Origin of the sequence: Mycolicibacter longobardus, from assembly GCF_002102265.1 — a bacterium.
In the GTDB taxonomy this organism is placed as follows: Bacteria; Actinomycetota; Actinomycetes; order Mycobacteriales; family Mycobacteriaceae; genus Mycobacterium; species Mycobacterium longobardum.
The window spans coordinates 1-18907 of sequence record NZ_LQPG01000050.1 but is presented as its reverse complement, the minus strand read 5'-3'; the positions used below and the strand labels follow the sequence as shown (position 1 = coordinate 18907).

Below are 18907 nucleotides of genomic sequence, written 5' to 3'. Positions count from 1 at the left end.
CCCTCCAGGCATAGTTGTTGTTACTAGTGTGCCCCGTGTTACGTGTGTGACTGTGTTAGCAGCCCGGTGTGTCGGATTTTGGTCCACTTCACCGGTAGCCTGACCCGTTGAAATCCGGATCGGCGAAGGGCGGCCATGACGAGCGGTTCCGCAGGGGGCTATCCGCAGCACGCGGGAGTTCAACCGACTGCCGACATCGGCCGGTTGCTGCTGCGCTGCCCGGACAGTCACGGCATCATCGCCGCGGTCAGCGCCTTTCTGGCCGATGCCGGCGCCAACATCATCTCCTTGGACCAGCACTCGACCGCGCCCGAAGACGGGACGTTCGTGCAGCGGGCGATCTTTCACCTGCCCGGCCTGCCCGCGGCCATCGACGAGCTCCAGGCGCGGTTCGGCGCCACGGTGGCCGGGCGGTTCGAGATGGACTACCGGTTCGCCGAGGCCGCGAAGCCCAAGCGGGTGGCGATCATGGCGTCCAAGACCGATCACTGCCTGCTGGATCTGTTGTGGCGCAACCGTCGCGGCGAGCTGGAGATGACCGTGGTGATGGTGATCTCCAATCACCCGGAACTGGCCGAGCAGGTGCGCCCGTTCGGGGTGCCGTTCTTCCACATTCCCGCCACCCGTGACATCCGCGCCGAGGCCGAGCAGCGTCAGCTGCAGTTGCTGTGCGGCAACGTCGATCTGGTGGTGCTGGCGCGCTATATGCAGATCATCACCGGCGATTTCATCGAGGCGGTGGGTTGCCCGCTGATCAACATCCACCACTCGTTCCTGCCGGCGTTCATCGGTGCGGCGCCCTATCAGCGGGCGCGGGAACGCGGTGTGAAGCTGATCGGCGCCACCGCGCACTACGTCACCGAGGTGCTTGACGAGGGACCGATCATCGAGCAGGACGTGGTGCGGGTGGACCACACCCACAGTGTGGGTGATCTGGCCCGGCTGGGCGCCGACGTCGAGCGTGCGGTGTTGTCGCGGGCGGTGCAGTGGCACTGCCAGGACCGGGTGATCCGGGTGGGCAACGAAACGGTGGTGCTCTAAACACCGGCGTGCGCTGCGATTTCGCCGGCCCGGTGCCAGGCGCTGCGTTCCGCGGCGAACGCGGCGGTCTGTCGCCGGTGGAAATCGGCGATCGGTTCGGCGTTGTCGTCCAGGAACCGGTGGTAGCCGGCCAGTGAGAATTCGCCGTCGGTGATGGCCACCCGGCCGCGCCCGCCAGCCATGTCCGCGCGCAAGTCCACCAGCTCCTCGGCGTCCACCGGATAGAAGCTGATGCGGTCGAAGTAGCGCAGCAGCCAGGGTTTTTCGGGCTCGAACAGGCCCGCGGTGGCGTGCCGGTGGTTCCATATCTGGGTGGTGCGCCCGACGAACTGATAGCCGCCGGGGCCCTCGACGCCGTAGATGCACAGGTAGGCGCCACCGATCCCGACGGCGTTCTCCGGCGTCCAGGTGCGGGCCGGGTTGTACTTCGTGGTCACCAGGCGGTGCCTCGGGTCCAGCGGAGTCGCCACCGGAGCACCCAGGTAGATGTCCCCCAGGCCCAGCACCAGGTACTGCGCGCCGAACACGATGTCGTAGACCTGCGAAATGTCGTCGAGTCCATTGATGCGCCTGATGAATTCGATGTTCGACGGGCACCACGGCGCGTCGGAGCGCACGCCGTAGGTGTAACGGCGGATGGCCTCGTGAGTGGCGGGATCGTCCCAACTCAGCGGCAGGCGCACCGAGCGGCTCGGCACCACGAGCTCGTCGCAGGGCGGCAGCGCGTCGTCGATGAAGGCCAGCTGTTCGACCACCTCGGCGCAGGACAGCTGCTCGGTGTCGAATTGGATCTGCAGTGACCGCACCCCCGGTGTCAGTTCCGTCACGCCGGGCAGGGCACGCGCCCGGAGTCGGTCGTAGAGCACCTGCACCCGGGCCCGCAGGGCCAGATCGAGTGTCATCGGGCCGTATTCGAGCAGCACCCCGCCGTCACCGGCGCGCCGCAGGGTGACAGCCGTCCCGTCGCGGCCGGTGTAACGCTGCAACACCCCGTCGTCGCCGTCACCGGAACGGGACACCACGATCGGCAGCGACGCGCGCCGGCGCACCCCGAGCGATCCCACCGGTGGGGCATGCTCGGCGCGTACCGGCACCAGCCGCACGGTGTCGCCGGGTGCCAGTTGGCCGAGCTTCCACCGGTCGCCGCGCACCACCGTCACCGGGCAGACGAACCCACCGAGGCTCGGCCCGTCCGGTCCCAACAGGATCGGCGTGTCACCGGTGAAGTCCATCGCCCCGACGCAGTAGGCGGTGTCGTGGATGTTGGACGGGTGCAGGCCGGCCTCCCCGCCGTCGCGACGGGCCCACTGGGGCTTAGGGCCGATCAGTCGCACACCGGTGCGGTCGGAGTTGAAATGAACCGTGTAGTCGGTGGTGGTGACGGCGGTCATGTCGGCGCGCGTCAGAAACTCCGGTGCCGCGTGCGGCCCCTCGGTCACCGCCAGCTCCCAGCGGTGACCGATGCTGGGCTGGCTCTCACCGGGTGCGCGAGCGAGCGCCGGCGGCGCACCGGCGCGGCCGACGGCGCTGAGCCGATCTCCTTCGCGCAGGGCCCGGCCGTGATGGCCGCCGAACACACCCTGGGTGAAAGTCGCGGCACTGCCCAGGAATTCCGGCTCGTCCAGACCACCCTCGACGAGCAGATAGCAGCGCATCCCCGGGCCGGGCACGGTGCCGATCTCGAGTAGTCCACCGGCGGGCACGCGCACCGAATGCCACTGCGGCACCGGATCACCATCCACGGTGATCGGCACCGCCGCGCCGGTGACGCACACCCAGGACGGGATCGAAAAGCGCAGGGCGGGTCCCGCTTTGGTGCATTCCAGACCGGCCGCGCCTTCGGGGTTGCCGAGCACGCGGTTGCCGATGCGAAACGACAGATCGTCCATCGGCCCGGACGGCGGCACCCCGACATGCCAGTATCCGACCCGACCGGGCCAGTCCTGCACCGTGGTGAACATTCCCGGCCGGACCACCTCGATGCCGATCATCTTCGGCTGACCACCATGCGCACCGGGGTCGGGTCGAAACCGTTGCACGGGTTGTTGATCTGCGGGCAGTTCGACACCAGCACCAGGGTGTCGATCTCCGCTTGCAGGGTCAGGCTCTTGCCCGGCGCTGAGATGCCGTCGACGATGCCCAGGGTGCCGTCGGCTTCGACCGGGACATTCATGAACCAGTTGATGTTGGAGACCATGTCGCGCTTGCCCAGGCCGTGTTTGGCGCCCTCGGCGAGGAAGTTCTCCACGCAGGCGTGCTGGTGGGCGGTGTGATGGCCGTAGCGCAGCGTGTTGGATTCCTGCGAGCAGGCCCCGGCGATGGTGTCATGGTTGCCGACGTCGTCGGCGACGACGGTCATCAGGGCGCTGCCGTCGGCGGTGCGCAGCACCGATCCGGTGCTCAAGAAGATGTTGCGCGCGGCGGTGACGGTGGCCTGCGCGCTGTAGCGCCGGGTGTGATCGGCGGCGTCGTAGAGCAGGCAGTCCACTGCCTGGTTGCCGTGCAGGTCGATGATCTGCAGGAGATCTCCGGCGCGCACCACCGCCGACCAGGGCGCCCGGGCCGGTACCACGTCGTCAGAAACGATCACCATGCCCGCACCACCGCTTCGGTGTTCTGCAGCGCGCGCTGGTATTCCGGGTCGTCATTGACCGGGTTGCCCAACTGCTCACCGGCGTGCCACCCCAACACGTCCAGCGCGCCTGCGGGCGGGTCGGGATCCAGCGGGTGTGCGGCGTTGGCCAGCACCAGCACCAGCGGCAGGTGGACCAGCAGGTCGACGGCCGCCCCGGAGCCCGCGGATCCGGTGAATTCCAGTGCCCCGCTGACGGGTTCGACGCGGACACCGCGAAACAGCGACACCGACGGCGCTACGTCTCGAATATCCATGCCGTGCTTGATCGCGCCCAGCAGCAGCAGTTGCCGGCCGGTGGCATCGGGACCGCAGAGCATGTCGTGCCGGCCCGAGGAGTCGGCGACCACGGTCGCCAACACGCGCCCCTGATCGGACAGCAGTGGATGCCCGGTGCCCAGGTAGGCCTGCCACGGCACCTTCATGGTGTCGGCGACATTCAGCCGCTCCCATGGCGCTTCGGCGCGGTACAGCAGCAGGTGCGCGCACGCTGCGCCGTCGACGTCGATCAGGCGGATCCGGCTGCCGCGGGCCAGCACCTTGGTGGCATAGCCGTTGGCCGGGATCGATTCCGCCCAGATCAGCCTGGCCGGGTCGACGTCATCCGGAGTCGCCGGGATGCGCATCGATGCCTGCTGGGCCTGCGCGCGGGCGTGCGAGCGGGCACCGCTGGTGGAGTTGGTGGGTGTTGCGTCCATGCCGGCGACGCTAGCACATTTTCTATCAAATGATAGTTTTTAGACGCGGGACCGAACGCGTGATAGGGAGTAGAGCGTGCAGACCGACCGACGAGGACGTCCCAGGCTGGTGGCCTCCCGCCGGCCGGGTCAGCGCGCCCGCGACGAAATCCTCGATGCGGCAGCGGAGTTGTTCACCACCGCCGGCTACGCCGCCACCTCGACCCGGCGCATCGCCGAGAGCGTCGGGATCCGGCAGGCCTCGCTGTATCACCACTTCGCCGCCAAGGAGGACATCCTCGACGCGCTGCTGGCCGACACCGTTGACACCTCGGTGCGGCTGGCAGCCGAGCTGTTGGCCGAGGGCGGCCCGAGCGCCCCGCGGCTGCATGCCCTCGTCGTCGCCGACACCGCCCAGCTGTGTGGCGGCGACTGGAATCTGGGCACGTTGTATCTGCTTCCAGAGCTTCGCCTCGAACGTTTCGCCGCGTTCCGAGCGCAGCGGGGCACGTTACGCAGCCACTACCAAGAGCTGTCCCGCGCGGTGATCACCGACCACGACGGCCCAGCCGACAGCGACGACCTGCCGTTCCGGCTCGTGGAAGCCGTCATCAACAGACGTTCCGACGACGGCACATGCCCGCCCGACTATCCGTGGACCACTGCCGAAGCCGCGCTGCGGATGCTGGGCTGCGCGAGTGGATTTGCCACGATGCGCAAGATCACCGCGGAGCGTCTGGGGTTGGCGATATGAGCCGCATGGGGTGCGCGGGCCAAAGCCCAAATCACTAGCGGCCCAGCTTCGCCGCCAGCCTCCGATTGACCGGCTCGGGCAGCAGGTCCGAGACGTCCCCGCCCATCGACGCCACCTCTTTGGCCAGTGACGACGACACGAACGAATACCGCGGTGTGGTCGCCACGAAAAAGGTGTCGACGCCGGCGATGTGCTTGTTCATCTGCGCCATCTGCAGCTCGTACTCGAAGTCGGTGCCGGTGCGCAGGCCTTTCACGATCGCGGTCAGCCCTCGCTCCCGGACGAAGTCGACCACCAGGCCCCGGCCGGATTCGGCCCGCACATTGGGCAGATGCGCGGTGGCCTCGGCGATCATCTCCAGACGCTCGTCCAGGCTGAACATGCCCTTCTTGGCAGGGTTGACCAGCACGGCGGCGACCACCTCGTCGAACTGGGCAGCCGCGCGCTCCAAGATGTCGACGTGGCCCAGCGTCACCGGGTCGAACGAACCCGGGCATACCGCACCGCTCATATGCGCCGCTCCTCCTCGTCGCTACGCTCCGCATCGTCGCCGGCGGTCATATGCGCTGACGCTACACGCTGTGTGACACCAACTCGGCCAGCTCCAGTCGGGTGTCGCCGTAGCGGCGCGATGGCCACACTTCCCAACCGTCCGGCCAGCGCACCTCCGGGCTGGACGCGGCGCGCTCGATCACCACGACGGTGCCCGGGCCCGCCCAGCCGCCGCCCGCCAACAACACCGTAAGGGCGTCGATGTCGTCGGGGGCAACGTCGTAGGGCGGGTCGGCCAGCACCAGATCCACCGGTGCCGCAGTGCCTCCAGCCAACACCGCGGCCACTGTGCCGCGGCGCAGTGTCGCACCGGCCAGCCCCAGCGTGGCGATGTTGGCGGCCAACACATCTGCGGCACGGCGGTCCGACTCGACGAACACCGCCGACGCCGCGCCCCGCGACAGCGCCTCCAAGCCCAGTGCCCCCGACCCGGCATACAGGTCCAGCACCGTCATCCCGGCCAGCTCCAGCCGGGCGGCCAGCACGTTGAACAGTGCCTCGCGCACCCGGTCGGTGGTCGGCCGGGTGCCGCGCGGCGGCACCGCGATACGCCGCCCGCCCGCCGCACCGCCGACGATGCGGGTCAGCTCAGCACCACCAACAGATCGCCGCCCTCGACCTGCGCGGTCTCGGCGACCGCCACCCGCTGCACCGTTCCGTCGGACGGCGCGGTGATCGCGGCCTCCATCTTCATCGCCTCGATGGTGGCGATGGTCTGTCCGGAGCTGACCTGTTCGCCCTCGGAAACCCCGATGGTGACGACGCCGGCGAATGGCGCCGCGACGTGGCCCGGTTTGGAGCGGTCGGCCTTTTCGGCCACCGGCGCCTCGCTGGCCACGCTGCGGTCGCGCACCTCGACGGGCCGCAGCTGGCCGTTGATGATGCACATCACGGTGCGCATGCCACGTTCGTCCGGTTCGGATATGGCCTCCAGCCCGATCAGCAGCTCCACGCCGCGTTCCAGGCGGACCCGGTGCTCCTCCCCCTGTCGCAGTCCGTAGAAGAACTGGTTGGCCGACAGTCCCGAGGTGTCGCCGTAGAGGTCCCGATGCTCCTCGAACTCCTTTGTGGGACCTGGAAACAGCAGCCGGTTCAACGCGGCCTGCCGCTTCGGGCCGGTCAGCGCCAAAGCCGCCTCGTCGTCGGCGGAGAGCTGCTGTATCTCGCGCGCCGGCCCCCGACCGGCCAGCGCCTTGGTGCGCAACGGCTCCGGCCATCCACCGGCCGGCTCCCCCAGTTCCCCGCGCAAGAATCCGATCACCGAATCGGGAATGTCCACCCGCGCCGGGTCGGCGGCGAACTCCTCGGCGGTGACGCCGGCGCCGACCAGCGCCAGGGCCAGGTCACCGACCACCTTCGAACTCGGGGTGACCTTGATCAGCCGGCCCAGCACCGCATCGGCTCCGGCGTAATTGGCCTCAATCTCCTCGAACCGGTCGGCCAGCCCCAGCGCCTTGGCCTGCTGGTGCAGGTTGGACAACTGGCCTCCGGGGATCTCATGGCGATACACCCGACCGGTCGGCCCCGCCAGCCCGGATTCGAAGGGCGCGTATACCTTTCGCACACCTTCCCAGTAGGGCTCCAGGTCGCACACCGCCGACAACGACAAGCCGGTGTCGAAGTCGGTGTTCGCGGCGGCGGCCACGATCGAACTGAGGGCGGGCTGGCTGGTGGTGCCGGCCAGCGGTGCCGACGCTCCGTCGACGGCATCGGCACCGGCGCGCCAGGCCGCCTCGTAGCTGGCCAGCTGGCCACCCGGGGTGTCGTGGGTATGGACGTGAATCGGCAGATCGAAGCGGCTGCGCAGCGCACTGACCAGCGTGGTGGCCGCCGCGGGCCGCAGCAGCCCGGCCATGTCCTTGATCGCCAGCACGTGGGCTCCGGCGTCCACGATCTGCTCGGCCAGCCGCAGGTAGTAGTCCAGGGTGTAGAGCGTCTCGGCGGGGTTGGTCAGGTCCCCGGTGTAGCACATGGCGACTTCGGCTACCGCACTGCCGGTTTCGCGCACCGCGTCGATAGCCGGGCGCATCGAGTCGACGTTGTTGAGCGCATCGAAGATCCGGAAGATGTCGATTCCGGTTGCGGTGGCCTCGTGGACGAACGCCGAGCACACCGACTCCGGATAGGGCGTGTAGCCCACGGTGTTGCGCCCCCGCAACAGCATCTGTAGGCAGATGTTGGGCAGCGCCTCACGCAGCACCGCCAGTCGCTCCCACGGGTCCTCCTTCAGAAACCGCAGCGCCACATCGTAAGTCGCTCCACCCCAGCACTCCATGGACAGCAGCTGAGGGGTCGTTCGGGCGATGTAGGGCGCCACGTTGAGCAGGCCCTTGGTGCGCAGTCGGGTGGCCAGCAGCGACTGGTGCGCATCCCGGAACGTCGTCTCGGTGACCCCGACCGCCGGCGATTCCCGCAGCCAACGGGCAAACCCTTCCGGCCCCAGCTTCATCAGCCGCTGCTTGGAGCCCGCCGGTGGCGGGGCAGACAGATCGACCTGGGGCAGCTTGTCGCGCGGGTACACCGCCGAAGGCCGTGCGCCGTGGGGCTGGTTGACGGTGACGTCGGCCAGGTAGGTCAGGATCTTGGTCCCGCGGTCGGCTGATGCGTGCGAGGTGAGCAGTTGCGGTCGTTCATCGATGAACGACGTGGTGATGTGTCCGGCCCGGAAGTCGGGATCGTCGAGAACCGCCTGCAGGAACGGGATGTTGGTCGACACCCCCCGGATGCGGAATTCGGCGATCGCCCGGCGCGCCCGGTTCACGGCGGTGGGGAAATCCCGGCCCCGGCAAGTCAGTTTGACCAGCATCGAGTCGAAGTGCGGGCTGATCTCGGCACCCAGGTTGGTGCCGCCGTCCAGCCGGATTCCGGCGCCGCCCGGGCTGCGGTAGGCGGTGATCCGGCCGGTGTCGGGCCGGAAGCCGTTCGCCGGGTCCTCGGTGGTGATCCGGCACTGCAGTGCCGCACCGTGCGGAACGATGTCGTCTTGCCGAAGGCCCAGATCATCGAGGGACTCCCCGGCGGCGACCCGCAGCTGGGCCGAGACCAGGTCCACGTCGGTGATCTCCTCGGTGACGGTGTGCTCCACTTGAATCCGCGGATTCATCTCGATGAACACGTAGTTGCCGCGCTCGTCGAGCAGGAACTCCACCGTGCCCGCACAGCTGTAGCCGATATGGCGGGCGAACGCGACGGCGTCGGCGCAGATCCTGTCTCGCAGTGCCGGATCCAGGTTCGGCGCCGGTGCCAACTCGACGACTTTCTGATGCCGGCGCTGCACGCTGCAGTCCCGCTCGTACAGGTGCACCACGTTGCCGTGGGTGTCGGCCAGGATCTGCACCTCGATGTGGCGCGGGTTGATCACCGCCTGCTCGAGGTAGACCGTCGCATCACCGAAAGCCGATTCGGCTTCCCGGCTGGCCGCTTCGACGGCCTCGGCCAGCCCGCCGATGTCGGCGACCCGGCGCATCCCGCGGCCGCCCCCGCCCGCGACCGCCTTGACGAACAGCGGGAACGACATCTCGGCGGCGGCGGACATCAGTTCATCGACCGAACGCGACGGCTCCGACGCCACCAGCACCGGCAGCCCGGCCTCGCGTGCGGCGGCGACCGCATGCGACTTGTTGCCGGCCAGCGCCAGCACGGCCGCGCTGGGACCCACGAAGGTGATGCCCTCGTCCGCGCACGCCTGCGCCAGTCGCGGGTTTTCCGAGAGGAAGCCGTAACCGGGGTAGACCGCATCCGCGCCGCACCGCTTGGCGGCGGCGACGATGGCCTCCACCGACAGATAACCGCGCACCGGGTGGCCCGGCTCGCCGATCTGGTAGGACTCGTCGGCCTTGAGACGGTGCACCGAGTTGCGGTCTTCGTAGGCGTAGACCGCGACCGTGTCGATCCCGAGCTCGTAGGCGGCGCGAAACGCGCGGATGGCGATCTCTCCGCGGTTGGCGACCAGCACTTTGGAGATCACAGGGCACCCCTTAGAACAGCGTCAACCAGTAATCCTGAAATCTGATGAATATCAACAGGAATAACGCGACAAACCATAACGCAGCAAGAGTCCAACGCCAGCGGTGCAAATGCTGCAAATTATTGCGTATACCACCCGGCTCGAATGCTAGGGCTGCGAAGATGACCGACAGACACAGCGTGACCGCCCAGACCACCATGCAGTACGGGCACAGCGCGCCGATCCGGTACAGACTCTGGAAGATCAGCCAGTGCACGAAGCCGGCTCCGGCCAGCGTTCCGACCGCCAAGCCGGTCCAATACCAGCGCGGCAGGGGCACTTTGGTCACCGCCAGCACACCGGTGACCACCACGACGGTGAAGGACACGATCCCCATCAGCGGGTTGGGGAAACCCAGCACCGACGCCTGCGGGGTGACCATCACCGACCCGCAGGACAGCACCGGGTTGAGGTTGCACGACGGCACATACCCCGAATCGGTCAGCAACCGGATCTTCTCGACGGTCAGCGTGACCGAGGCGGCCAGCCCGATGACCCCGCCGATCAGCACCGCCCAAGCCCGGGATGGCGTCACCGTGACCGGCGGTACAACCGGCTCGACCGCCGGAGCCGCGATGCTCACGACTCCTGAGCCGGCACATCCATCCCCGGCAGGTCACCGACGATCTCGCGGATCTTCGAGACCAGGGCCTCCGGGGTCGACGGGCGGTAGTCCTCGCCGTTGATGCGCAGCGTGGGGGTGGCGTGGATGCCGGCCGCCTGGGCCATGCCGCCCACCATCTTGAGGTATTTGCCGCTGTTGATGCACCCCGGAACGGTGCCGGAGGCACCGGCTTGGCGTGCCAGCTCGATCAGGCGCTTGTTGTCCGGGAAATCCGTCCCGATCTCCGAGGGCTGCAGCTGCTCGGTGTAGAGCGCGGTGTGGAATCGGCGGAAGGCGTCGTTGCTCTCGTCGGCGACGCAGTAGGCGGCCGCGCCCGCCCGCGAGGAGTAGTTGTCGTTCTGCGGCCGGTCCAGGATCGCGACCATGTGGTAGTCGGCCGCGATCGCCCCGCTGTCGATCAGCCGGGACACCGTCGGGCCGAGCGCCCGCTCGAGGTTGCCGCAGGCCGGGCAGAGGAAGTCCTCGTAGAACGTGACCACGGCCTTGGGTTCATCGGTGCCGTCCTTGGTGACCAGCTTGCTGGAGGTCACCCGGATCCCCTCGCCGGCGCCGGCCCCCTTCTTGTGGCCGTTGGACACCACGATGTAGCCGATGAGGCCCACCGCGAAGATCACCACGATGGCGACGAGCCCGATCTGCATGGCGAGGTTGCGTTTGTGATCGGCGGCCCTCAAGCCGGAGGCGCCGGGGCGTTTGGGTTTGCTGGCCACAGTCGGTTGTCCCTCGTCTTCGGTGGTCGGTTTGCGGTTCAGCGTACCGGCGTGAGCTCGTGACCTCAGCCGCGGCTGAGGTGGGCGCGCAGCGCCGAGATCAACTCGGTGGTGGCGGTGGCGCTGCCGCCGCCCAACGGGAACAGGTTGATGAATCCGTGCGTCAGCGACCCCATCCGGCGCAGGTCCACCACCACCCCGGCGTCGCGCAACGCCGAGGCGAACAGTTCACCCTCGTCGCGCAGCGGGTCGAAACCGGCGACCGCGATCAGCGCCGGCGGCAAGCCGGACAGGTCGCCGGCCAGCAGCGGCGACACCCGCGGGTCGGTTGGGTCCAGCTGCGAGCGGCCCACGTACTGGCCGGTGAACCAGTCGATGTCGTTCTTGGTCAGCAGGAAGCCATCGCCGAACAGCGTGCGCGAGCGGGTCTGCGCGGTCTGGTCGGTCACCGGGTAGATCAGCCATTGCAGAACCGGCAGCGGTTGCCCGTCGTCGCGTGCCAGCAGTGCCACCGCGGCGGCCAGGTTGGCGCCGGCGCTGTCCCCGCCGACTGCCACCCGGCCGGGAACTCCGCCCAGCTCCGCGGCATGCTCGTAGGCCCACCGAAACGCCGCATACGCGTCGTCCACTGCGGCGGGGGCCGGATGTTCCGGTGCCAGCCGATAGTCGATCGACAGCACCGCGACATCGGCGTCGCGGCAGGTCAGCCGGCACACCGCGTCGTGGGTGTCCAGGTCGCCGACCACGAATCCGCCGCCGTGGTAGAAGACCAGCAGGGGGCGGGCCGCAGCATCGGGCCCGCCGACCGGCCGGTAGTGCCGGGCACCGATGTCGCCGGCCGGGCCGGGCAGGGTGATGTCGCGCACGTCCACATGGATGTCCGCGCCGCCGAGCCCGGCTGTCAGCTCACGCAGTTGGGCCCGGGAGGCGGCCGCGTCGTCGCCGTTCACGATGCCCTTGATGCCCATGACGCGCTGCCCGGCCAATGTCAACCGCAGCGTCGGATCGAGGGTGTTGCCGTCGATGCTCACCAACCGGCCGCCGGTCAGCAGCCGCTGCAGCCCGATGGGCAGCTTCGGCGTCACCTTCATGCCGACGTTGAAGGCGGTGCCCTGCAGCCTGGCCGCCCACCGCGGCACCGGCCCGGGACCGGTCCCGCCTGGCAGACTTCGTGTCATGGCTGCTGGCGATAACTTGCGTTCGGTCACGCTCAACGACGGTAATTCCATCCCCCGCGTCGGTTTCGGGGTTTACAAGATTTCGCCCGCCGACACCGAGCAGGTGGTGAGCACCGCGCTTGCGGCCGGGTACCGCCACATCGACACCGCGGCCTTCTACGGCAACGAGCGCGAGGTGGGCCGTGCCCTCGCGGCGTCCGGGCTGCCGCGCGACGAGGTGTATGTGGTCACCAAACTGTGGAACGCCGACCAGGGCTACGACTCGACGCTGGCGGCGTTCGACAAGAGCATGGGCCGGCTCGGCTTGGACATCCTGGATCTGTACCTGATCCATTGGCCGCTCCCGGCGCGCGGCAAGTTCCTCGACACGTTCCGGGCGCTGGCCCACCTGCGGGATCAGGGCCGGATCCGTTCGATCGGGGTGAGCAACTTCGCGCCCGAACACCTCAAGATGCTCATCGACGGGACCGGGATCGTCCCCGTCGTCAACCAGGTCGAGCTGCACCCGCGCTTCAGCCAAGCCGAACTGCGGGAGGCGCACGCCCGGCTGGGAATCGCCACCGAGGCCTGGGCGCCGCTGGGGCAGGGCTCGTTGCTGGCGCACCCGACGGTCACCGAGGTCGCCCGGCGTTACGGCAAGACACCTGCACAGGTGCTGATTCGGTGGCATATCCAACTCGGTAATATCGTGATTCCGAAATCGGTCCACCCGGAGCGCATCGTCAGCAACCTCGAAGTCTTCGACTTCGAACTCGGCACGACCGAGATGGCCGAGATATCCTCGCTCGACGACGGCACCCGACTGGGACCGGATCCACGCACATTCGACTACACAGGTAGGTGAGATGACGCCGGGCACTGCGATTCCCTCGGTCGCCCTCAACGACGACCGCACGATGCCGACGCTGGGCATCGGGGTGGCCGAGTTGTCCGACGCCGAGACCGAGCGTGCGGTCTCGACCGCACTCGAACTGGGCTGCCGGTTGATCGACACCGCCAAGGTGTACGACAACGAGGCCGCGGTGGGCCGGGCGATCGCCGCCTCCGGCATCCCGCGCGACGAGCTGTTCGTCACCACCAAGCTGGCCAACGCCGACCAGGGTCTGACCGCCACCATCGAAGCCTGCCGGGCCAGCCTGGAGCGGCTCGGGCTGGAGTACGTGGATCTGTACCTGATCCACTGGCCGGCCCCGGCGCTGGGCATGTACGTCGACAGCTTCGGCGGGCTGATCCAGACCAGGGAGCTGGGACTGACCCGCTCGATCGGGGTGTGCAACTTCACTCCCGCGCACCTCGACGACGTGATGGACCTGGCGTTCGAGACGCCTGCGGTCAACCAGATCGAGCTGCACCCGCTGCTCAACCAGGCCGAACTGCGGGCCTTCCACGCCCAGCACAACATCGTCACGCAGGCGTACAGCCCGCTGGGGGTGGGCAGCCTGCTCGACCACCCCGCAGTGACGGCGATCGCCGGCGAGTACGGCAAAACGCCGGCTCAGGTGCTGATCCGATGGAGCCTGCAACTGGGCAACGTGGTCATCCCGCGCTCGGCCCAGCCGGAGCGCATCGCGGCCAACCTCGATGTGTTCGGCTTCGAGCTGGCCGACGAGCACATGGAGACCCTGGGCGGGCTCAATGACGGCACCCGCTTCCGCGAAGACCCGCTGACCTACACCGGCGTCTGATCCCTAACCGGTCGGACAGGTGGCCGCGGCCGCGCGCAGCACATCGGCCGAGGGCTGATCGAGACGCAACGCGTAGCCTCGCAGCACCGCGATGTAGGCGATGGCGTACTGGCAGGCGAACGACTTGTTCGGCGGCATCCACTGCCCCGGCCCGGCGTCGCCCTTGTCCTGGTTGCTCTGCCCGGCGACCGCCAGCAGGTTGGCGGGATCGTTGGCGAAGCGCAACCGTTGGCGATACGGCCACGCCGAGGCGCCCATGTCCCAGGCGTAGGACAGCGGCACGATGTGATCGACCTGCACGGCCTCGCCGATCTTGGCGCCGCGGGTGAAGGTGATGGTGGCGTTGGTGTACGGGTCGCGTAGGGTGCCGGTGGCCACCGCGGCCGCGCACCGTTTGGTCGATACGTGCGTGACCTCGACGAGGTCCCGGTTGAGAATGTCGTTGCGGGTGTCGCAGCCGTTGTGACCGCCGGGCGCGTCGTTGTCGTCATCCCAGGCATCGCCGAACAGCGAGCGCCGGTAGTCATGACGGTGGGTGCGGGCCGGCACCACCGTGATCCCGGCCAGTACGTCCGTACCGGCCTGCACGGTGGGCATGCCCGCCTGCGCGGCGAAGGCCCGGCTGCGGTTGCCCACCGCCGACACCGTCTGATAGGCGACGACCACGGCGAGCACCGCCGCCACCGCCAGCCACAGCAGGGTCTTGCGATTCGGGTTCATGCCTTGTCCAGGTATTCGATATCGGTGAACTGCGCAGCCAGCAAAGCCATTCCGGGATCGTCCGGGTCGGTGTCCCAAGTCTTTTCGCACAACGCCCTGGCCGCCTCGATGACCTCGCCGTGGTCGGCCAGCGACAACAGCTTCAGACCTTTTCGCCAACCGGACTGGTTGCGGCCCAACACGTCTCCCTCGCCACGCTCGGCCAGGTCCAGGTCGGCGAGCGCGAATCCGTCCAGCGTGCCGGCCACGGCCTCCAGTCGTCTGCCGGCCCGGGAACCCTCGGTGGCAGCCGTGACCAGCAGGCAGAGGCTGGCGTGCTCACCGCGACCGATCCGCCCGCGCAGCTGGTGCAGCTGACTGATGCCGAACCGGTCGGCGTCGGCCACCAGCATCACCGTGGCGTTCGGCACATCGACCCCGACCTCGATCACGGTGGTGCACACCAGCACATCCACTGCCCCGGACCGGAATGCACTCATCACCGCGTCCTTCTCGTCGGAGGACAGCCGGCCGTGCATCAGACCGAGCCGTAGCCCGGCCAGCGGCCCGGACCGCAGCCGGTCGTAGAGCTCGACGGCGGTTGCCGACGGGCGGACCGCACCCTCCTCCTGGTCGCCTGCCGGTGGGGTTTCGTCGGTCTCATCGATGCGGGGCGCCACCACGTAGGCCTGCCGGCCGGCGGCGACCTCTTCGCGGATGCGCTCCCAGGCGCGCTGCAGCCAGGCCGGTTTGGTCTTCTCGAAGATCACCGAGGAGCGGATCGGCTGACGACCGCGCGGCAGCTCACGCAGCGTGGAGGTCTCCAGATCGCCGTAGACGGTCAGTGCCACGGTCCGCGGGATCGGGGTCGCGGTCATCACCAACAGGTGCGGGGTGATGCCCTCGGGAGCTTTGGCGCGCAACTGGTCCCGCTGCTCCACACCGAACCGGTGCTGCTCGTCGATCACCACCATGCCCAGGCGGTGAAACGCCACGGCGTCCTGCAGCAGGGCGTGAGTGCCGACCACGATCCCCGCCGTCCCGCCGGTGATCTCGGCGCGGGCCTGCTTCTTGGCCGACGCCGACATCGAACCGGTGAGCAGCCCCACCGCGGTGGCGTTGTCGGCGCCGCCCAGCTGGCCCCCCAGAGCCAGCGGCCCGAGCATGTCCCGGATAGACCGGACATGCTGCGCGGCAAGAACTTCCGTCGGGGCAAGCAGTGCGCACTGATAGCCCGCGTCGACCATCTGCAGCATTGCCAGCAGGGCCACGATCGTCTTGCCGGAGCCGACTTCGCCCTGCAGCATCCGGTTCATCGGGCGGGTCGCGGACAGCTCGGATGTCAGCACGTCGAGCACCTCACGCTGCCCCGCGGTCAGCTCGAAGGGCAACCGCCCCATCATTTCCGCAACCAGCCCGTCGGTGCGGACCGGGGCCGGCGGGCCGGATTCGGACAGTTCGCCGTTGCGGCGGCCGACCAGCGCCCACTGCAGCCCGACGGCCTCGTCGAAGGTCAGTCGCTCGCGGGCCCGGGCCCGCTCCGCCGCAGTCTCGGCCAGGTGGATGGCACGTAGCGCCTCGTCCTCGCCGATCAGACCGCGCTCGGCGAGCAGCCCGGCCGGCAGCGGTTCCGGCACCGGGTCGAGCATCTCGAGAACCTGGCGTACACAGGCGAAGATGTCCCAGCTCTGCAGCTTGGTGCAGGCCGGATAGATCGGGTAGCAGGCTCGTTCGAACTCCGACTGCAGCACTTCGCCGCTGATCTTCTCGGAGGCATCGGCGATGTTGCGCAGCGAGTCGCTGCCGAAGTTGTCTGTGCCCGGCGCGTCCAGGATGAGGAAGTCGGGGTGGGTCAGTTGCAGTTTGCGGTTGAAGTAGCCGACTTCGCCGGACAACATCACCCGGGTCCCGGGGGTGAGCTTGTACTTCAGACCGCGCGCATTGAAGAACGTGGCGCTGACCTTCGTCCGGCCGCTGCCGAGAGTGATCACCAGGTAATCGTTGGGACGACGCCCCGGCTGCCTCTTCATCGGTCTGGACACGGCGGTGGCGATGGTGTCGACCAGGGTGATGTGTTCGCCCTCGATGGGGCGGGCGTCGTCGAGACCGCGTTTGGTCGCGCCTTCGACGTAGCTGCGCGGGTAGTGCCGCAGCAGGTCATCGACGGTGCGGATGCCGAAGTTTTCCTCGAGTTTTCCGGCGGCGTCGGCCCCCACCAGGTAGTCCAGCCGGTCGCTCAACGTCGCCATGGCTACTCGACCCCGATCAGCAGCGCATCCCCCCGATGCCCGGTGCAGTAGGTCGCCAGCTCGGTTCCCGGGTGCTGGTCGTGCACGTGCCGAGCCAGCGCGTCGACCAACTCACCGTCGAAGCCGGCACCGAACAGCACCGTCACCAGTTCGCCGCCGGCCGCCAGCAGCAGATCGATCAGGCCGATCGCCGCCGAGCCGACATCGCGGGCCACGATCAGCACCTCATCCCCGGCGATACCCAGGCCGTCGCCGGGCCGACAGGTGCCGGCCCAGGTGAGCGCCTGTTCGGTGGCCACCCGCACCGAACCGTGCCGGGTGGTGCCCGCCGCCCGGGCCATGGTGTAGCCGTCGTCGACCGCCGGACGGCCCGGATCGTGGACCGCCAGCGCGGACAGCCCCTGCACCATCGAGCCCGTCGGCACCGGCACCACGTCGATGCCCCACCCGATGGCCGCGGTACACCCGGCCACCAGCTCCTCGGCGGCGACGTAGCCGTTGGGCAGCAGCATCACCTGGGCTGCGCCGGTGTCCACCACCGCCCGGAGCAGTTGCTGGGCGGTGACCATCATGACCGGTTCGGCGCTGTGCGGGTCGGGACGCAGCACGCAGGCGCCTTCGGATTCGAACAGGGCCTCGGCACCGTCCCCGTCGACCACGGCCAGCACCGCACGCTCCCGGGCCCAGCTGCCCGGCGCCAGGCCGGTGGGCCCGGCCAGGGCCGAGATCTGGATCCGCCGGGGCCTGCCGAACGCCAGGCCGGCCTCGACGGCCGCGCCGGCGTCGTCGGTGTGCACGTGCACCGAATATCCGCCGACCACACCCGAGGTGGCGATCGCGACGGATTCGCCGAGTTGAGTCAGGCGTTCCCGCAGGGCTTCGGTGTCGTCGGGGCCGCATTCACCGAGTAGGTACATGACCTCGAACTGCGGTGCGGGGTGTTGGGCGACCACTTCCGGCGGTCGCGGCCCCGGCGAGGGCTGGTACACCGGCCGGACCGGCGCCTGTCCGGTGATGGTCGACCGCAGCGCGTCCAGCAGCACCAGCAGGCCGCGGCCGCCGGCGTCGACCACCCCGGCCTCGGCGAGCACGTCGAGCTGCTCGGTGGTCTTGTCCAGAGCCGCTGCGGCCGCCTCCGAGGCGGCGGTGATCGCCGCACCCAGCCCGGTTTCTTCGGCCACGCACTTCTCCACGGCGGTGGCGGCGGCCTGCAGCACCGACACGATGGTGCCGGGCACCTCCTGACCGCCCATGGAGGTGACCACCAGCTCGGCGCCGTGCCGCAGGCCGGCACCGAGCAGCTTGGCGTCGATGACGGTGGCCTGTCCGTCGGCCAGCACATCGGCCAGGCCGCGCAGGATCTGCGACAGGATCACCCCGGAGTTGCCGCGCGCCCCGTGCAGCGCCCCGGACGACAGCGCGGCCGCCACCCGGCCCACCTCACCCGACGCGGCCTCGGTGTTGGCCTCGGCCAGGGCCGAGCGCATGGTGAACAGCATGTTCGTGCCGGTGTCGGAATCGGCGACCGGGAAGACGTTGAGCTGGTTGATCTCGTCGGTGTGGGTGATCAGGTCGCCGACGGCGGTGTGCGCCCAGTCCCGCAAGGTCGCCGCATCGAGCCGACGATCGGGGTTGCCCACCTCCACCCACCTTCCTGCCGCCACCTCCGGTGGCCGCAAGCCTAACCACTGGCCGCGACAGCACAGGTCACGTGCGCCTCGTGCCGAGACGGGGCGTTTTGGTGGTTGCCCCGCCCGGCGGGTATCCTGATCAGGTTGTCGGGCCACCCGCTCTGAGGTCGTTGGCCCTCAAGCAGACGTTTTGAGGAGTGTCACATATGGCTGCCGTGTGCGATATCTGCGGAAAGGGCCCCGGCTTCGGCAAGTCGGTGTCGCACTCGCACCGCCGGACCAGCCGCCGGTGGGACCCGAACATCCAGGTTGTGCACGCCGCCCGTCCCGGCGGTAACAAGCAGCGCCTGAACGCCTGCACCTCGTGCATCAAGGCCGGCAAGGTCACCCGCGGCTAGACATCCCAGGTCCGTAAGTTGTCAAGCGGCTGCGGGCGTGCGGTGTGCCCAGGCTTTGTGTTCGTCGTAG

17 protein-coding genes are annotated in these 18907 nt (G+C 68.9%); 5 read left to right on the top strand and 12 right to left on the bottom strand.

Annotated features, from left to right (window positions below; genetic code table 11):
* The first annotated feature begins 135 nt into the window (after positions 1–135).
* A complete protein-coding gene (gene purU / locus AWC16_RS20650) occupies positions 136–1041 on the top strand; it encodes a formyltetrahydrofolate deformylase (protein ID WP_085266587.1) in 906 nt (301 codons plus the stop codon).
* Here the strand turns inward: purU and AWC16_RS20645 are convergent.
* Genes AWC16_RS20645 through AWC16_RS20635 form a run of 3 tightly spaced genes read right to left on the bottom strand, consistent with a single transcriptional unit; the run spans position 1038 to position 4371 of the window.
* The gene (locus AWC16_RS20645) at positions 1038–3032 is read right to left on the bottom strand and encodes a 5-oxoprolinase/urea amidolyase family protein (protein WP_085266586.1); all 1995 of its coding nucleotides are present in this window, start codon (positions 3030–3032) and stop codon (positions 1038–1040) included. The genes purU and AWC16_RS20645 overlap by 4 nt on opposite strands.
* The gene (locus AWC16_RS20640; RefSeq protein ID WP_085266585.1) at positions 3029–3634 is read right to left on the bottom strand and encodes an urea amidolyase associated protein UAAP2; all 606 of its coding nucleotides are present in this window, start codon (positions 3632–3634) and stop codon (positions 3029–3031) included. Before AWC16_RS20640 ends, AWC16_RS20645 begins: the two co-directional genes overlap by 4 nt.
* On the bottom strand, positions 3628–4371 hold the full coding sequence (locus AWC16_RS20635) for a DUF1989 domain-containing protein (RefSeq protein WP_085266584.1): 744 nt from the start codon (positions 4369–4371) through the stop codon (positions 3628–3630). Before AWC16_RS20635 ends, AWC16_RS20640 begins: the two co-directional genes overlap by 7 nt.
* Before the next feature lie 76 nt (positions 4372–4447).
* Here AWC16_RS20635 and AWC16_RS20630 point away from each other — a divergent pair, with 76 nt between their 5' ends.
* Positions 4448–5104, top strand: a complete 657-nt coding sequence (locus tag AWC16_RS20630) for a TetR/AcrR family transcriptional regulator (protein ID WP_085266583.1) — start codon at positions 4448–4450, stop codon at positions 5102–5104.
* Between the two features lie 34 nt (positions 5105–5138).
* On the opposite strand, the gene coaD is transcribed toward AWC16_RS20630, so the two are convergent.
* The 6 genes from coaD to AWC16_RS20600 all read right to left on the bottom strand — a co-directional run bounded on the left by coaD (position 5139) and on the right by AWC16_RS20600 (position 12175).
* A complete protein-coding gene (gene coaD, locus AWC16_RS20625; RefSeq protein ID WP_085266582.1) occupies positions 5139–5615 on the bottom strand; it encodes a pantetheine-phosphate adenylyltransferase in 477 nt (158 codons plus the stop codon).
* A 61-nt stretch (positions 5616–5676) separates the two neighbouring features.
* Positions 5677–6243: a 16S rRNA (guanine(966)-N(2))-methyltransferase RsmD gene (gene rsmD / locus AWC16_RS20620; protein ID WP_085266661.1), complete on the bottom strand. Its 567-nt coding sequence runs from the start codon at positions 6241–6243 to the stop codon at positions 5677–5679.
* The gene (locus AWC16_RS20615) at positions 6240–9623 is read right to left on the bottom strand and encodes a pyruvate carboxylase (protein ID WP_085266581.1); all 3384 of its coding nucleotides are present in this window, start codon (positions 9621–9623) and stop codon (positions 6240–6242) included. The genes rsmD and AWC16_RS20615 overlap by 4 nt, the downstream gene beginning before the upstream one ends.
* A 10-nt stretch (positions 9624–9633) precedes the next feature.
* Complete coding sequence (locus AWC16_RS20610) at positions 9634–10239, bottom strand: vitamin K epoxide reductase family protein (RefSeq protein ID WP_234812369.1); 606 nt, start codon at positions 10237–10239, stop codon at positions 9634–9636.
* A gap of 2 nt (positions 10240–10241) precedes the next feature.
* On the bottom strand, positions 10242–10997 hold the full coding sequence (locus tag AWC16_RS20605) for a DsbA family protein (RefSeq protein WP_085266579.1): 756 nt from the start codon (positions 10995–10997) through the stop codon (positions 10242–10244).
* 65 nt (positions 10998–11062) lie between these two features.
* Positions 11063–12175: an alpha/beta hydrolase gene (locus tag AWC16_RS20600; RefSeq protein WP_085266578.1), complete on the bottom strand. Its 1113-nt coding sequence runs from the start codon at positions 12173–12175 to the stop codon at positions 11063–11065.
* Here AWC16_RS20600 and AWC16_RS20595 point away from each other — a divergent pair.
* Both AWC16_RS20595 and AWC16_RS20590 read left to right on the top strand, forming a co-directional pair.
* Positions 12174–13019: an aldo/keto reductase gene (locus tag AWC16_RS20595; protein WP_207572372.1), complete on the top strand. Its 846-nt coding sequence runs from the start codon at positions 12174–12176 to the stop codon at positions 13017–13019. The two genes, AWC16_RS20600 and AWC16_RS20595, sit on opposite strands and share 2 nt — an antisense overlap.
* A gap of 1 nt (position 13020) precedes the next feature.
* Positions 13021–13860: an aldo/keto reductase gene (locus AWC16_RS20590; RefSeq protein ID WP_085266577.1), complete on the top strand. Its 840-nt coding sequence runs from the start codon at positions 13021–13023 to the stop codon at positions 13858–13860.
* Positions 13861–13863: 3 nt separating this feature from the next.
* Here the strand turns inward: AWC16_RS20590 and AWC16_RS20585 are convergent, their stop codons facing one another.
* Genes AWC16_RS20585 through AWC16_RS20575 form a run of 3 tightly spaced genes read right to left on the bottom strand, consistent with a single transcriptional unit; the run spans position 13864 to position 18448 of the window.
* A complete protein-coding gene (locus AWC16_RS20585; RefSeq protein ID WP_085266576.1) occupies positions 13864–14580 on the bottom strand; it encodes an HNH endonuclease family protein in 717 nt (238 codons plus the stop codon).
* Positions 14577–16808, bottom strand: a complete 2232-nt coding sequence (recG, locus tag AWC16_RS20580) for an ATP-dependent DNA helicase RecG (RefSeq protein ID WP_085266575.1) — start codon at positions 16806–16808, stop codon at positions 14577–14579. Before recG ends, AWC16_RS20585 begins: the two co-directional genes overlap by 4 nt.
* 2 nt (positions 16809–16810) lie before the next feature.
* On the bottom strand, positions 16811–18448 hold the full coding sequence (locus tag AWC16_RS20575; RefSeq protein ID WP_085266659.1) for a DAK2 domain-containing protein: 1638 nt from the start codon (positions 18446–18448) through the stop codon (positions 16811–16813).
* 197 nt (positions 18449–18645) lie between these two features.
* On the opposite strand from AWC16_RS20575, the gene rpmB reads away from it, so the two are divergent.
* Positions 18646–18837, top strand: coding sequence for a 50S ribosomal protein L28 (rpmB, locus tag AWC16_RS20570; protein WP_085266574.1), 192 nt, complete (start codon positions 18646–18648; stop codon positions 18835–18837).
* The last annotated feature ends 70 nt before the right edge of the window (positions 18838–18907 follow it).